13 protein-coding genes are annotated in these 14,653 nt (G+C 70.2%); 8 read left to right on the top strand and 5 right to left on the bottom strand.

Annotation, left to right across the window (positions count from 1 at the left end):
• Positions 1–6 precede the first annotated feature (6 nt).
• From SM418_RS06140 to SM418_RS06130, 3 genes are all read left to right on the top strand, one after another.
• Complete coding sequence (locus SM418_RS06140; protein WP_371939632.1) at positions 7–516, top strand: DUF1707 and DUF4870 domain-containing protein; 510 nt, start codon at positions 7–9, stop codon at positions 514–516.
• A gap of 199 nt (positions 517–715) precedes the next feature.
• Positions 716–2,083, top strand: coding sequence for an FAD-binding oxidoreductase (locus tag SM418_RS06135; protein WP_371939630.1), 1,368 nt, complete (start codon positions 716–718; stop codon positions 2,081–2,083).
• Between the two features lie 81 nt (positions 2,084–2,164).
• Complete coding sequence (locus SM418_RS06130; protein ID WP_371939628.1) at positions 2,165–3,430, top strand: class I SAM-dependent methyltransferase; 1,266 nt, start codon at positions 2,165–2,167, stop codon at positions 3,428–3,430.
• A gap of 64 nt (positions 3,431–3,494) precedes the next feature.
• Here the strand turns inward: SM418_RS06130 and SM418_RS06125 are convergent, their stop codons facing one another.
• On the bottom strand, positions 3,495–3,989 hold the full coding sequence (locus tag SM418_RS06125; protein ID WP_371939627.1) for a cupin domain-containing protein: 495 nt from the start codon (positions 3,987–3,989) through the stop codon (positions 3,495–3,497).
• A gap of 35 nt (positions 3,990–4,024) precedes the next feature.
• Positions 4,025–4,396 (bottom strand): DUF4267 domain-containing protein, encoded by a 372-nt coding sequence (locus SM418_RS06120; protein WP_371939626.1) that lies wholly within the window; start codon positions 4,394–4,396, stop codon positions 4,025–4,027.
• Between the two features lie 87 nt (positions 4,397–4,483).
• Here SM418_RS06120 and SM418_RS06115 point away from each other — a divergent pair, with 87 nt between their 5' ends.
• Positions 4,484–5,056, top strand: a complete 573-nt coding sequence (locus SM418_RS06115) for a TetR/AcrR family transcriptional regulator (protein WP_371939625.1) — start codon at positions 4,484–4,486, stop codon at positions 5,054–5,056.
• A 95-nt stretch (positions 5,057–5,151) separates the two neighbouring features.
• Positions 5,152–6,159, top strand: a complete 1,008-nt coding sequence (locus SM418_RS06110) for an ATP-dependent DNA ligase (protein WP_371939624.1) — start codon at positions 5,152–5,154, stop codon at positions 6,157–6,159.
• On the opposite strand, the gene SM418_RS06105 is transcribed toward SM418_RS06110, so the two are convergent.
• Positions 6,160–7,038, bottom strand: a complete 879-nt coding sequence (locus SM418_RS06105) for an alpha/beta fold hydrolase (RefSeq protein WP_371939622.1) — start codon at positions 7,036–7,038, stop codon at positions 6,160–6,162.
• 221 nt (positions 7,039–7,259) lie between these two features.
• Between SM418_RS06105 and SM418_RS06100 the strand changes: the two genes are divergently transcribed.
• Positions 7,260–8,507 (top strand): cytochrome P450, encoded by a 1,248-nt coding sequence (locus SM418_RS06100; RefSeq protein WP_371939620.1) that lies wholly within the window; start codon positions 7,260–7,262, stop codon positions 8,505–8,507.
• A 45-nt stretch (positions 8,508–8,552) separates the two neighbouring features.
• Here SM418_RS06100 and SM418_RS06095 read toward each other — a convergent pair whose 3' ends face one another.
• Positions 8,553–9,296: an SDR family NAD(P)-dependent oxidoreductase gene (locus tag SM418_RS06095; RefSeq protein WP_371939619.1), complete on the bottom strand. Its 744-nt coding sequence runs from the start codon at positions 9,294–9,296 to the stop codon at positions 8,553–8,555.
• 114 nt (positions 9,297–9,410) lie between these two features.
• On the opposite strand from SM418_RS06095, the gene SM418_RS06090 reads away from it, so the two are divergent.
• Positions 9,411–10,253 (top strand): helix-turn-helix transcriptional regulator, encoded by an 843-nt coding sequence (locus SM418_RS06090; protein ID WP_371939617.1) that lies wholly within the window; start codon positions 9,411–9,413, stop codon positions 10,251–10,253.
• Positions 10,254–10,271: 18 nt separating this feature from the next.
• Here the strand turns inward: SM418_RS06090 and SM418_RS06085 are convergent, their stop codons facing one another.
• Positions 10,272–11,816 carry a long-chain-fatty-acid--CoA ligase gene (locus SM418_RS06085; protein ID WP_371939616.1) on the bottom strand — a complete coding sequence of 515 codons (1,545 nt, stop codon included), beginning with the start codon at positions 11,814–11,816 and terminating at the stop codon, positions 10,272–10,274.
• Between the two features lie 347 nt (positions 11,817–12,163).
• Between SM418_RS06085 and leuS the strand changes: the two genes are divergently transcribed.
• Positions 12,164–14,632 carry a leucine--tRNA ligase gene (gene leuS / locus SM418_RS06080; protein ID WP_371939615.1) on the top strand — a complete coding sequence of 823 codons (2,469 nt, stop codon included), beginning with the start codon at positions 12,164–12,166 and terminating at the stop codon, positions 14,630–14,632.
• Positions 14,633–14,653 lie beyond the last annotated feature (21 nt).

The raw sequence follows: 14,653 nt of genomic DNA, 5'->3' as shown, positions 1-14,653 counted from the left end.
GGAGGTATGGACACCAGCGGGGATCTGAGGGTCTCGGACGCCGAGCGCGAACCGGTCATCCAGCGTCTTCAGGACGCGTACGCCGAGGGGCGGCTCGACGAGGACGAGTTCGACATGCGCGTGCAACTGGCGATGACGGCCAGGACACGGCGCGACCTGGGGGCCGTCACGCATGACCTCGTGCCCGTGCCGGGCCAGAAGGTCGCCTGGGAGGGCGAGCCGCCGACGGGAGAGGACCGGATGCTCGCCGCGGCGGCGCACGCGGTGGCGGTCCCGACGCTCTTCGTGGGGCCGCTCGTGCTGATGCTGCTGAGCGGCAAGCGGTCGGAGTACGTCCGGCGGCAGGCGGCGGAGGCGCTGAACTTCCAGCTGACGTTGCTGCTGCTCACGATCGTCACGTTCGGTGTCGGCGGGGTCGTGTACGCGGTCGCGTGGGTGCTGTCGGCGGTCGCGGCGGTGTTCGCGCTGACCGGCCAGACGTTCCGCTACCCGTGGATCCTGCGCCTGGTGAGGTGACCAGGGTTTGTCGGCATGCGCCTCCGGGGAAATGTTGACGTGGCCGCCCTGTAGCGGTTCTGTCGCCTCCAGGAGACGAAACGACGCCGATGTATACGCTCGTGGCTTTATTCCCCTCCCTACCTGTGACGCCTGCAACGTCCGAATTATGTGGACCATGCATGGGATGATCGATTAACTGTGTGTCCAGGAGGGGTAGATGACGGAGCTTGCGGTCAAGGGCGACCACCAGCGGGCGGTTGACGCGCTCAGAAGATCCTACGAGGCGATCCCGGCGGGCACGCCGGTGCGGCTGGCGAAGCGGACCTCGAACCTGTTCCGGTGGCGCGACCCTTCGGATGCGCCGGGCCTGGACGTGTCCGGGTTCGACAAGGTGCTGAGCGTCGCCGCCGACGAGCGGACGGCGCAGGTCCAGGGCATGACGACCTACGAGGACCTCGTCGACGCCACGCTGCCGCACGGGCTGATGCCGACGGTCGTCCCGCAGCTGAAGACGATCACGCTGGGCGGGGCGGTGACGGGGCTCGGCATCGAGTCGACGTCGTTCCGGGACGGCCTGCCGCACGAGGGCGTCCTGGAGATGGAGGTCCTCACCGGGAACGGCGAGATCGTCACGGCGACGCGCGACAACGAGCACGCCGACCTGTTCCGCGGGTTCCCGAACTCCTACGGGACGCTCGGCTACACGCTGCGGCTGAAGATCGAGCTGCGGCCGGTCAGCCCCTACGTCCGGCTCCGGCATCTCCGGTTCACCGACGCCGTGGAGCTGGCCAAGACGATGGGCGAGATCACCGAGTCGGGCACGTTCGAGGGCGAGTCCGTCGACTTCATGGACGGGACGGTCTTCAGCGCCGGCGAGCAGTACATCACCCTCGGCTTCTTCGCCGACTCGGTGCCGTACACGTCCGACTACACCGGCCGGCAGATCTACTACCGGTCGATCCAGGAGCGCTCGGTCGACTTCCTCACGATCCGCGACTACATCTGGCGCTGGGACACCGACTGGTTCTGGTGCTCGGGCGCGTTCGGCGTGCAGAACCCGGCCGTCCGGCGGCTGTGGCCGGACAAGTACAAGCGTTCCGACGTGTACCGCAAGCTCGTCGCCTACGACCGCCGGTACCATCTCGTCGCGCGCGCGGAGCGGTGGCGTGGCCTGCGCCCGCGCGAGGACGTCATCCAGGACATCGAGGTCCCCGTCGAGCGGCTGCCGGAGTTCCTGGAGTTCTTCCACGACAAGGTGGGGATGAGCCCCATCTGGCTGTGCCCGCTGCGCGCGAAGGAGCGGTGGCCGCTGTACCCGCTGGAAGTGGGGCGCACCTACGTGAACGTGGGCTTCTGGGGGACGGTCCGGATCCCGCCCGGCCAGATCCCCGAGTACCACAACCGCCTCATCGAGCGTAAGGTCGCGGCCCTTGACGGGCACAAGTCCCTCTACTCGACTGCTTTCTACAGCCGCGATGAGTTCTGGCGGTACTACGACGGGAAGACCTATCGGCGGCTCAAGGGGACGTACGACCCCGGCGAGCGGCTGCTGGACCTCTACGACAAGTGCGTGCGCGGACGCTGACATGCGTCCGCGGTATCGGGGGAGCCCAGAGGGCCGACGGCCGGCAGGCCGGGCCCGGGCGGAGAGACAGGAGGGAACAAGATGACGCTGGCCGGGGTCTTCGAGCGGCTCGCCGGGGCTGAGGCGCCAGTGGAGTTCACGGCGTACGACGGATCGCGGGCGGGGGTGCCCGGCGCCGACATCCGGTTCGACGTGCGCTCGCCCTACGCGGTGTCGTACCTGCTGCACTCGCCGGGTGCGCTGGGCCTCGCCCGCGCCTACGTCACCGGCATGATCGACGTCAACGGGGACATGATCACTGCGTTGACGACGATGCAGCAGGTGCTGGGCGAGGTGACGCCGCGCGACAAGGCGCGGATCGCCGGCGCGGTCCTCGGCGACCCGCTGCTGCGCGGCGCGGTGTCGCGCCGGCTGGACCCGCCGCCGCAGGAGGCGCCGTTCAGCCGGATCCCGTCGTGGCTGCGGCACTCCAAGCGGCGGGACGCGAAGGCCATCTCGCACCACTACGACGTGTCCAACACCTTCTACGAGTGGGTGCTCGGCCCTTCCATGGCGTACACGTGCGCGTGCTACCCGCACGCGGACGCGACGCTGGAGGAGGCGCAGTTCGCCAAGCACGACCTGGTCGCGAAGAAGATCGCGCTGAAGCCGGGGATGCGGCTGCTGGACGTCGGCTGCGGCTGGGGCGGCATGGTGATGCACGCCGCGAAGGAGTACGGCGTCAAGGCGATCGGCGTCACGCTGTCCAAGCAGCAGGCCGAGTGGGCGCAGAAGGCGATCGCCGACCGGGGCCTGTCCGACCTCGCGGAGGTCCGGCACATGGACTACCGGGACGTCACCGAGACCGGCTTCGACGCGATCAGCTCCATCGGGCTCACCGAGCACATCGGCAAGGCGAACCTCCCGTCGTACTTCTCGTTCCTGTACGGGAAGCTGCGCAAGGGCGGGCGGATGCTGAACCACACCATCACGCGTCCGGACAACACGGCCCCGTCCCGCAAGGAGAACGGGTTCATCAACCGGTACGTGTTCCCGGACGGCGAGCTGGAGGGGCCCGGCTACGTCCAGATGCAGATGAACGACGCGGGATTCGAGATCCGGCACCAGGAGAACCTGCGTGAGCATTACGCGCGCACGCTGACCGCCTGGTGCGAGAACCTCGACGAGCACTGGGACGAGGCCGTCGCCGAGGTCGGCGAGGGCATCGCCCGCGTGTGGCGCGTCTACATGGCGGGCTGCGTTCTCGGGTTCAACCAGAACTGGATCCAGCTGCACCAGACGCTCGGCGTCAAGGTGGACGACGACGGCGCGAGCCACATGCCGCTGCGTCCCGACTGGGGTTCGTGACGGCGGAACCGCTCCCGCGACGAAGACGAGCCGACCGGATGTTCCGGTCGGCTCGTCGCCGTTCTCACGCCCTGGCTTCGTCCCAGGCCGGGCTGCCGAGGAAGTAGGTGTCGTACAGCTCCTGGACGTCCAGGAGGCTTTCGGGCGGCACCTTCCCGTAGGCGATGCGCTCCAGGTGCCGGAAGTACTCGAAACGTTCGACGCCCGGGGTGATGACGATGAGGATGTCGGCGTCCTCGCCGGGCGCGGCGGCGAAGGCGTGGGCGAGGCCCGGCGGGACGATGACGAGGTCGCCGCGTCCGGCCGTGACGACCTGCTCGCCCGACAGCAGCTGCGCGGTGCCGTCCAGCATGTAGAACAGCTCGGCAGAGCCGTCGTGGCGGTGCGGCTTGGCCCCGTCCGCGCCGCCGTTCAGCGTGACCCGTTGCGTGGACAGCGCCCCACCGGTCGAACTGCTGTCGGCCAGCAAGCGGATGGTGGTGGGCGACCGGCCGATCACTTCCGCTTCGGCGGAACGAACGATCACGGACTCGTCGAAGCCGGGCGAGATGAGCGACATGGTGACTCCTGGTTCACGACGTTCGGTGGCTCGCGTCAGACGGCGAAGAGGAGCGCGGCGCTGACGAGGACGGTCACGGCGGTGGCGAAGTGGATGCCGAAGGCGACGGCCTTGGTGCCGCCGTGCCGCAGGACGATGAGCGTGTCTCCGAGGGGCGCCAACGCGACGACCAGCATGTACCAGCCCGCGGCGTGCGCGCCGGCGAAGGCGATCAGGGCGAGGCCGAGGAGGCCGAACGTCAGGTCGCGCAGGCCCTTGATCTCCAGGTAGGCCGCGTCGCCCTCCGGCTTGGCCGGGACGCCGTAGCCGGCGGCCGACGCCTGCGGCGAGATCAGGAACCGCGCGCCGATGAAGGCGACGAACAGGGCGAGCACGGTGGCCAGGGCATAGGCGGTGACGGTGAGCACGGGGTCCTCCGGTGCTAGCAGTGCTAGGAACGGGAACGACGCTAGCATAGCGTTGGCATGTTCGCTAGCGATGCTAGAATCACTGTCATGTCGATCCAGTCGCGCCGGGAGCGTGAGCGGGCCGAGCGGGAGCGGTTGATCATCACCGCCGCGCGGGAACTGGCCGAAGCCGAGGGATGGGACGCGGTGACGACGCGGCGGCTCGCCGCGGAGATCGAGTACAGCCAGCCCGTCCTCTACAGCCACTTCAAGGGCATGGACGCCATCATGGCGGCGGTCGCGGTCGAGGGGTGCGCCGAACTCGCGGCGGAACTCCGCGAGGCGCGCGCCAAGTCCGCGGATCCCGCCGAAGGGGTCGCGAACGTCGCCGCGTGCTACGCGGGATTCGCCGATCGCCGGCCCGCCCTCTACGACGCGATGTTCACCAACGCCGTCGACCTGCCGTTCGCGACCCCCGAAGCGCCCGCCCCGCTGCACGAGGCGTTCGGCGAGCTGCGCGAGACCGTCCGGCCCTTCGCCGGCGAGGACGACATCGAGGTGCTCACGGAGACGTTCTGGAGCGCGATGCACGGCCTGGTCACCCTGATGCGCAACGGACGGCTGCCCCGCGAGCAGCACGACTCGCGCCTCGCCGTCCTCATCCGGCGCTTCTCGAACTGACCTGGCACCGGTCAACATTCGTCCTGTCCCGATATCGCCGCAGGTCAGCATGGGTAGGCCGTGATCACGACCAGCGAGCTCGGGGGACGGAGGCCATGCACATCCGGTCCCCGGTCAAGCCGATGCTGGCCACGACGATCGACCGCGTCCCGCCGCCGCAGGCGTGCCCGGGCGGCTGCCGGTACGAGCCGAAGTTCGACGGGTTCCGCGCGGTCGCGATGGTGGACGAGACCGGGACCGTGGACCTGTGGTCGCGCCGCCGGGTCCGGTTCAACGACGCCTTCCCCGAGATCGTGACGGCCGTCGGCGAGCGGCTGGCGTCCGGCACGGTCGTTGACGGAGAGATCGTCCGCTGGGGGCCGGACGGGCGCCTCGACTTCGGCGCCCTGCAACGCCGGAACGTCGCGGGACGCCGCCGGAGCGAACTCGCCCGGGCCGAGCCCTGCCACTACATCGTGTTCGACGTCCTCGAATCCGACGGCGCCGACCTGCGCCCGAGACCGCTGCGCGAACGCCGTCTCGTCCTGGAGGCCCTGCTCGGGGCCGCACCGCCCGGCGCGCGGGTGATCGGCACTCCGCAGACGGCCGACGTCGAGGAGGCGCGGTTGTGGTTCGACGCCCTGGCCGCCCAGGGCATCGAGGGCCTGGTCGTGAAGGACGCGGACGGCCCCTACCTGGAGGGGCGGCGCCGCTGGTGGAAGGTGAAGCGGCGCATCACCACCGAGGCGGTCGTCGGCGGGGTGACCGGCACGCGGCAGGCGCCGGAGTCGCTGATCCTCGGCCGCTACGACGCCGGGGGCCGGCTCCGCGTCATCGCGCGGACGACGCCGCTGGCGCCCGCCGCCCGCACCGGACTCGCCGCCGTCCTGCGGCACGCCGAGCCGGACCATCCGTGGCCGCCCGAACTGCCCGCCGGGTTCGCCGGCGGGCCGTACGGGGCGCATCCGCCGATCCGCTATGTGCGGACCGAGCCGGAGGTCGTCGTGGAGTTCAGCGGGGACGCGGCCGTGGAGGGCGGCCGGTGGCGGCACGCCGTCCGCTTCATCCGCATCCGGACGGACCTCTCCCCGGCCCAGGTCCCCGCGTTCGGCGAGCCGCCCTGATCAGGACAGCCAGTCGAGGATCTTCCGGTTCACGTCTTCGGGCCGGTCGAGCTGGAGGAAGTGGCCGGCGCCGGGCACGATCTCGGCGTGCGAACCGGGAGGGAGCGCGGCCCGGACGGCGTCCAGGTCGACGACGTCGGTCCCCAGGCAGCCGTCGTCGGCGCCGTGCAGGTAGAGGACGGGCAGCTCGCCGATGGCGGAGGCGGCCTGCTGCTCGGACGCGTAGCGGGCGATGAGCCGGGACGGGTCGAGCATGGCGCGGTAGTAGCCGATCGCCGCCTCGACGTTGGCGGGCGTGGCGAGGCAGTCCATGACGTGGTCGACGTCCACCGCGTGGTCGCGGCCGTCCGCCGGCGACCAGTCGCGCCAGAGGCCCTCGACGAACGCGCGGTCCAGCGCCATCTCCGCCAACGGCGTCTGGAAGACGAAGATGTAGAACGAGCGCTTGAGCTGCTCGTAGTCGAAGAACGCGGTCGCCATCACCGATACCGGCGGTACGGACATCGCGACGACCTTGCGCCACCGGCCGGGTGCGACGTTCGCGGCGCCGTAGGTGGTGAAGGCGCCCCAGTCGTGGCCGATGACGACGGCGTCGGAGCCGCCGCCGAGGGCCTCGTGCAGGGCGACGGCGTCGGCGGCGAGGGCGCCGGTCTGGAAGGCGCCGTCCGCCGGGACGGACGTGGGTGCGTAACCGCGCATGAACGGCGCCACGGTGCGGTATCCGGCCGCGGCGAGTTCGGGCATGAGATGCCGCCAGGTGTGCGGCGAGTCGGGGAAGCCGTGCAGGAGCAGCGCCAGGGGGCCGTCCGCGGGCCCGGCCGTGAGGTATCCGAAGTCGAGCCCGTTCGCCGTGACCGATCCGGTCGTGATGTCACTCATGTCCGCCTCCTCGGTTAGCGGCGCACGCTACCGGGCGGCCGGGCGGGCCGGGCAGTCGGGTGGCTCGGATATGAGCGGAATGTCGGGTCCCAGGGTGATCGGGGTCCGGTGCGGCTAATGTGAGGCGGGTCACCGCGCGGATCGGTTCGCGCTCCCGGCTTTACTCTGAGAGGCTGCCTGTAAACCGAATCAGGTTCGGAAAGTGACGAGGTGGTGGGCGCGTGCTCAAGGTCGAGGACATCAACCTGACGGACTGGGAGTTCTGGCGGCGGCCGCACGAGTACCGGCAAGAGGCGTTCAAGGCCCTGCGCCGGCACCCGGAGCTGGTGCATTTCGAGGAACCCGACATCGTCATCATGCCGCAGGGGCCCGGCTACTTCGCGCTGACCCGGCACGCCGACGTCGTCGAGGCATCCCGCCGCCCGCAGGACTTCTGCTCCGGCAGGGGCGCCATCAGCATCCCGGACATGCCCGGCGACATGCACGAGTTCTTCGGGTCGATGATCAACATGGACGACCCCCGGCACGCCAAGATCCGGCGGATCGTGTCCCGCGCGTTCTCGCCGCGGATGATCCAGCGGTTCGAGGACAAGGTCGAGGACGTCGCCGGCCAGATCGTCGAGAACATGGCGAGCGGCCGCGGCACCGGCGACTTCGTCGCCGACGTCGCGGCCCGGCTCCCCCTGAAGATCATCTGCGACATGATGGGGATCGGCGAGGAGCACTTCCCGACCGTCCTCGACTCCACGAACGTCATCCTCGCCGGGAACGACGCCGAGTTCGTCCCCTCCGGCAGCGCCGAGGAGATGGCGCTGGCGCTGCTCAACGCGGGCGAGACGCTCAAGGGCCTGGTCGAGGACCTCGGCCGGCAGCGCCGGGAGAACCCCACCGACGACCTGACGTCCGCGCTGGTGAACGCCAACGTGGACGGCGAGTCGCTCACCGACCAGGAACTCGGCTCCTTCTTCATCCTGCTGGTCGTCGCCGGCAACGAGACCACCCGCAACGCGATCGCGCACGGCCTCGACCTGTTCACCCGCCACCCCGACCAGCGGGCGCTGCTCACCGCGGACTTCGACGGCCGCATCGCGGGCGCGATCGAGGAGATCGTCCGGTACGTGTCGCCGGTCATCTGGATGCGCCGCACCGCGACCCGCGACACCACGCTCAACGAGCACGAGATCAAGGAGGGCGACAAGCTCGTCCTCTACTACTGGTCGGCCAACCGCGACGAGTCCGTCTTCACCGACCCGGAGAAGTTCGACATCCTGCGCGACCCGAACCCGCACGTCGGGTTCGGCGGGCCCGGGCCGCACTTCTGCCTCGGCGCCCACCTGGCCCGGCGCGAGATCACCGTGATGTTCCGCGAGCTGCTGCGCCGCACACCGGACATCCGCGCCTCCGCCGAGCCCGACCGGCTCGAGTCCAACTTCATCAACGGGATCAAGCGCCTGCCGTACACGTTCTGATCCACCCCGGGCCGCTCTAGCAGGGAACGCCCTGAAAGTAACGCTCTACCAGGGAACGCGGCCGTCCTCGGAGAGGTACGCGCCCGTCGGGCCGTCGCCGCCGAGGACGGCCGCCCCGGCGACCACCGCCGCGCCCTGCGCCGGCGTCCTGGTCCCGGTGTGCCCGTTCAGGTCGGTGGCGCAGAATCCGGGCGCCACCGAGTTCACCTTGATCGGGGTGCCGGCGAGTTCCCTGGCGTAGGCGACGGTCACCGCGTTCAGCGCCGTCTTGGACGTGTTGTAGGGCAGCAGGTTCGGCAGGGAGGGCGAGGCGGACGGATCGGTCGTCCGCGTCAGCGAGCCGAGGCTGCTGGAGACGTTGACGATCCGCCCGGCGGGGGAGCGGCGCAGGAGCGGGAGCATCGCGTTGGTGACGGCGACGACCCCGAGCACGTTCGTCTCGAACGCCGCCCGGACGAGGCCGGGCGAGACCCGGCTCGGCGGGGGAGAGGACGCGGGATCGGACGCGTCGGTCGGCGTGATCCCCGCGTTGTTGACCAGGACGTCCAGGCGCCCGAGCTCGTCCTCGATCCGGTCGGCGGCGGCCTGGACGGACACCGCGTCGGTGACGTCCAAATGGACGAACCGGGCGTCGATCCCCTCCTCGGCCAGCGCGGCGGCGGCCTTCTCCCCGAGAGCGGCCGAACGAGCCCCGACCAGGACGATCATCCCGTCCAGGCCGAGGATCCGTGCCGTCTCGAAGCCGATGCCCTTGTTGGCTCCGGTGATGAGCGCGATCTGTGCAGTCATGCCTCCAGCCTGTTCGGCGCCTGCCGCGGTGAGGAGAGACCGGCCGAGGCTGGGATCGGCGGTACCACCCGTGCGCCTGGCGGCGGCCGCGCCGCGTCGGACATGCTGGAAGTCATGGACAGGCAGGAAATGGCGTCGTTCCTGCGCTCGCGCCGGGCGCGGATCCAGCCCGCGGACGTCGGGCTCCCCGCGGGCACGCGGCGCCGCACGCCCGGGTTGCGCCGCGAGGAGACCGCCCAGCTGGCCGGGATGTCGGTGGACTACTACATCCGGCTGGAACAGGGACGCGGCCCCCGTCCGTCCAGGCAGATCCTCGGCGCGCTGGCGCGCGCGCTGAGGCTGACCGATGACGAGCGTCGCCACCTGTACCACCTCGCAGGCGAACCTCCGGAACCGCCCAACGCGCCTTCACAGGACGTCCCGCCCGGCATCCTGCACCTGCTCGGACGGCTGGACGACACCCCCGCCTACGTGCTGAACGCCCGCCACGACATCCTCGCGTGGAACCCGCTGGCCGCGGCGCTCATGACCGACTTCGCCGCCATGGCGCCGCGCGAGCGCAACGTCATCCGCTGGCTGTTCACCGGGCCCGCCATCGGGCGGTTCGCCGAAGACGAGTACGTCGAGCAGCTCGCGCGCGAGTCGGTGGCGGACCTGCGCGCCTCGGCGGGCCGCTACCCCGGCGACCCCGGCATCGCCGAACTGGTCGCCGAGGTGTCCGCCCGCAGCGCGCTGTTCGCCCGGCTCTGGGACGAGGGCGAGGTCGGGATCAGGCGCGGCGGCCGCAAGACCATGCTGCATCCGGTCGTCGGGAAGATGGAACTGCACTGCGACGTCCTGTACGTCCCGGAACGCGACCAGCGGGTCGTCCTGTACACGACCGCGCCCGGCACCCCGTCCCACGAGGCGATGAGGCTGCTGCGCGTCGTCGGGACCCAGGACCTCAGCGTGCGCTGAGGCCCTGGGAGGCGCCCGCTAGCGCAGCTCGCGCTTGAGGATCTTGCCGGTGGCGGTCATCGGCAGCTCGTCGCGGAACTCGACGATCCGCGGGTACTTGTAGTTGGCGAACTGCTCCTTGCCCCAGGCGACCAGCTCGTCCTCGGTCACGGCGGCGCCGGGCTTGCGGATCACGTACGCCTTGATCTCCTCGCCGTGCGAGGGGTGCTCGACGCCCACGACCGCGGCGAGCGACACGTCCGGGTGCGTCATCAGGACCTCCTCCAGCTCGCGCGGGTACACGTTGTACCCGCCCCGGATGATCATGTCCTTGGAGCGGTCGATGATGTAGTAGTAGCCGTCCTCGTCGCGGCGGGCCACGTCACCGGTGCGGAACCAGCCGTCCCGGATGGACGCCTCGGTCTCCTCGGGCCGGTTGTAGTAGCCCCTCATGATGTTGTGCCCGCGGATGGCGATCTCCCCGGGACCTTCGCCCTCGATCTCCTTCCAGTCGTCGTCGATCAGCTTCATCTCCACACCCCACACGGGCAGGCCGATCGAGCCGGGCTTGGTCGGACGGTCCGGGCGGTTGAACGAGGCCACCGGCGACGTCTCCGACAGGCCGTAGCCCTCCAGGACGTCCACGTCGAACTTGCTCTTGATCCCCTTGAGGACCTCCATCGGCAGCGCCGAACCGCCCGACACCGCGACCCGCAGGTTCTTCTTGATCTCGGCGACGTCCGCGGCGGAGGTGTCGTCGGTCAGCAGCCCCCAGTACATCGTCGGGACGCCGGCGAAGATGTTCACCTTCTCCTTCACCATCAGCGCCACGGCCTGCTCGGCCTCGAACCGCGGCTGCATGACCAGCGTCGCGCGGCGGTAGAAGCCGACGTTCATCACGCACGTCTGCCCGAAGATGTGGAACAGCGGCAGCGTCACCAGCGAGGTGTCGTGCAGCGTCCGGTAGAACAGCGTGTCGTCCACCATGGCGTTGGACAGCAGGTTGCTGTGCGTGAGCTCCGCGCCCTTGGGCTGGCCCGTCGTCCCGCTCGTGTAGATGATCACGGCGGTGTCGTCCGGGCCGGTCCGGGCGGTGTCGAACGTGCCCGGCTGCCCGGCCAGCGCGGCCCAGAACAGCTCCGCGCCCGCGATCGGGGACTCGGCCGCCGCCGGGTCGGCGGGCAGCAGGAAGTAGTGCTCGCAACCGTCCGCCTGCTCGAAGCCGGCGTACCCCATCTCGCCGAGCGGCAGCTCCGGCGTCCCCTCGAAGCAGAAGAAGGCCTTCGCGTCGGAGTCGCCGAGGTGGTAGGCGATCTCGCGCGGCTTGAGCAGGACGTTCAGCGGGACGACCACGGCGCCCGCCTTCAGGACCCCGAAGTACACCATCGGGAAGTAGGGCAGGTTCGGGCTGGACAGCGCCACCTTGTCGCCCGGTCCGATGCCGCGCGACCGCAGCAGGTTCGCGACCTGGTTCGCGACCGAGTCGATGAACGCGTAGGAGAGCCGCAGGTCGCCGAACACGACCGCCTCCCGGTCGGGCGTCTCTCTGGCGGCGTCCTCCAGCAGCACGGACAGGTTGAGCATGGCACTCCTCGCGCGAAAGGTGACCGAACGGTTAGTTACCGCCGAGTCTATGAACGGTTCCGCACATCCTGCTGTACGGGACCGTCCGAAGGCCATCTTTTCCGGCGCTTTGACGTGCTGTTTCGGCTTTCCAGCGCATCCCCGGCACGGACCGTGCACGCGTCAGGGCGGTTGACCACCGGCGGGAGGGCTTGCGGTTGCGCTACTCTTGCTGTATGTCAGCCAGGCTGCTCCTCGAACGACCACGTTGACGGACTGACGTCAGCGTGGTGGCCCCTCCTTGCGAGGGGCCGTTTCATGTCGGCGGACGGCCAAGGCCCCTGTAGCAGGAAGCGGAGTCTGTAAGCGTGAGCAGCGACGAGCAATACGACCCACGGGCGGTTCAGGACAAGTGGCAGGCCCGCTGGGCGGAGCTCGACCCGTTCGCGGCCGATGAGAAGGACACCGGCGCCGAGCGGCGCTACGCGCTGGACATGTTCCCCTACCCGAGCGGTGACCTGCACATGGGTCACGCGGAGGCGTTCGCCATCGGCGACGTTCCCGCGCGCTACTGGCATCAGCGCGGCTACAACGTCCTGCACCCCATCGGCTGGGACTCCTTCGGCCTGCCCGCCGAGAACGCCGCCATCGCGCGCGACTCGCATCCCGCCGAATGGACGTACGCGAACATCGAGACGCAGGCGTCCTCCTTCCAGCGGTACGCCCCGTCGTTCGACTGGTCGCGGCGCCTGCACACCTCGGACCCCGATTACTACAAGTGGACGCAGTGGCTGTTCCTGCGCTTCTACGAGCGGGGCCTGGCCTACCGCAAGGGCGGGCACGTCAACTGGTGCCCGAAGGACCAGACCGTTCTGGCCAACGAGCAGGTGGTCGGCGGGCACTGCGAGCGCTGCGGCGCGCTGGTCGAGAAGCGCGTGCTGACCCAGTGGTACTTCAAGATCACCGAATACGCCGACCGGCTGCTGGACGACATGGCGCAGCTGGAGGGCAAGTGGCCCGAGCGCGTCCTGCTGATGCAGCGCAACTGGATCGGCCGCTCCACCGGCGCCGACGTCGACTTCGTCGTCGAGGGACGCGACGAGCCCGTCACCGTCTACACCACCCGTCCCGACACCCTGTTCGGCGCCACGTTCATGGTCGTCGCGGCCGACGCCGCGCTGGCCGAGGAGATCTGCCATCCGAGCCACCGCGCCGAGTTCGAGGCCTACCGCGAGGAGGTCTCGCGGGAGAGCGAGATCGAGCGGCTGTCCACCGAGCGCGAGAAGACCGGCGTGTTCCTGGGCCGATACGCGGTCAATCCGGTCAACGGCGAGCGGCTGCCGGTCTGGGCGTCCGACTACGTGCTGGCCGAGTACGGGCACGGCGCGATCATGGCCGTCCCGGCGCACGACCAGCGCGACCTGGACTTCGCGCTGAAGTTCGGCCTGCCCGTCCGCGTCGTCGTCGAGACCGGGCTGGAGGACCCCGCCGCGACGGGCGTCGCCACCCCCGGCGACGGCGCGATCGTCAACTCCGGCCCGATCGACGGGCTGACCAAGGCCGACGGCATCGCCCGCATCACCGAGATCCTGGAGGAGCGCGGCACCGGCCGCGCCGCCGTCAACTTCCGGCTGCGCGACTGGCTGGTGTCCCGGCAGCGGTTCTGGGGCTGCCCGATCCCGATCGTCCACTGCCCGTCCTGCGGGGAGGTCCCCGTCCCGGACGACCAGCTGCCGGTGACGCTGCCCGAGGGCCTGCGCGGCGCCGACCTGGCCCCGAAGGGGACCTCGCCGCTGGCCGCCGCGTCCGACTGGGTCGACACCGACTGCCCCAAGTGCGGCGGCGCCGCCAAGCGCGACACCGACACCATGGACACGTTCGTCGACTCGTCCTGGTACTACTTCCGCTACTGCTCGCCGGGCTACGAGGACGGCCCGTTCGACGTCGAGCGGGTCCGCCGCTGGATGCCCGTCGACCAGTACACGGGCGGCGTCGAGCACGCCATCCTGCACCTGCTGTACAGCCGGTTCTTCACCAAGGTCCTGTACGACATGGGCATGGTCGAGTTCACCGAGCCGTTCCGCCGGCTGCTGAACCAGGGCCAGGTGATCAACCAGGGCAAGGCGATGTCGAAGTCCCTCGGCAACGGCGTCGACCTGGGCGAGCAGATCGGCGAGTTCGGCGTGGACGTCGTCCGGCTGGCGATCCTGTTCTCCGGCCCGCCCGAGGACGACATCGACTGGGCGGACGTCTCGCCGCACGGCATGTCGAAGTTCCTGTCCCGCGTCCACCGCATCGCCGCCGAGGTGACGTCCGCGCCCGGCGTCGACGTCGCCTCCGGCGACACGGCCCTGCGCCGCGTGACGGCCCGCACCGTCGACGAGGCCACCACCCTGGTCGAGACCGAGCGGTTCAACGTCGCGATCGCGCGGATCATGGAGCTGGTCACGGCGACCCGCAAGGCCATCGACTCGGGCCCCGGCGCGGCCGACCCGGCCGTCCGCGAGGCCGCCGAGACGATCGTGATCCTGCTGTCGCTGTTCGCGCCCTACACCGCCGACGAGGCGTGGGAGCTGCTGGGCCGCACCGCCCCGGTGATCCGCGCGGGCTGGCCCTCGGCCGACCCGGCCCTGCTGGTGGAGGAGTCGGTCACCTGCGTGGTCCAGATCGCCGGCAAGGTCCGCGACCGCCTGGAGGTCGCGCCCACCATCGCCGGGGAGGAACTGGAGCGCAGGGCGCTGGCCTCGCCCAAGATCCAGGACGCGCTGGGCGGCGCCGAGATCCTCAAGATCATCGTCCGCGCTCCAAAGATCGTCAACATCGTGCCCAAGCGCTGACCGCCGGACGCCCCACCGCGT

Source organism: Actinomadura chokoriensis (genome assembly GCF_041463665.1).
Classification (GTDB): Bacteria; Actinomycetota; Actinomycetes; order Streptosporangiales; family Streptosporangiaceae; genus Spirillospora; species Spirillospora chokoriensis_A.
Note: the sequence above shows the minus strand (reverse complement) of the source record. Positions and strands in the feature narration are given on the sequence as shown.

Excerpts from the sequence above, each read along its gene's own strand:
- SM418_RS06140 (WP_371939632.1), top strand. The coding sequence starts at position 7 with ATGGACACCAGCGGGGATCTGAGGGTCTCGGACGCCGAGCGCGAACCG.
- SM418_RS06135 (WP_371939630.1), top strand. The coding sequence starts at position 716 with ATGACGGAGCTTGCGGTCAAGGGCGACCACCAGCGGGCGGTTGACGCG.
- SM418_RS06130 (WP_371939628.1), top strand. The coding sequence starts at position 2,165 with ATGACGCTGGCCGGGGTCTTCGAGCGGCTCGCCGGGGCTGAGGCGCCA.
- SM418_RS06125 (WP_371939627.1), bottom strand. The coding sequence starts at position 3,989 with ATGTCGCTCATCTCGCCCGGCTTCGACGAGTCCGTGATCGTTCGTTCC.
- SM418_RS06115 (WP_371939625.1), top strand. The coding sequence starts at position 4,484 with ATGTCGATCCAGTCGCGCCGGGAGCGTGAGCGGGCCGAGCGGGAGCGG.
- SM418_RS06110 (WP_371939624.1), top strand. The coding sequence starts at position 5,152 with ATGCACATCCGGTCCCCGGTCAAGCCGATGCTGGCCACGACGATCGAC.
- SM418_RS06105 (WP_371939622.1), bottom strand. The coding sequence starts at position 7,038 with ATGAGTGACATCACGACCGGATCGGTCACGGCGAACGGGCTCGACTTC.
- SM418_RS06095 (WP_371939619.1), bottom strand. The coding sequence starts at position 9,296 with ATGACTGCACAGATCGCGCTCATCACCGGAGCCAACAAGGGCATCGGC.
- SM418_RS06090 (WP_371939617.1), top strand. The coding sequence starts at position 9,411 with ATGGACAGGCAGGAAATGGCGTCGTTCCTGCGCTCGCGCCGGGCGCGG.
- SM418_RS06085 (WP_371939616.1), bottom strand. The coding sequence starts at position 11,816 with ATGCTCAACCTGTCCGTGCTGCTGGAGGACGCCGCCAGAGAGACGCCC.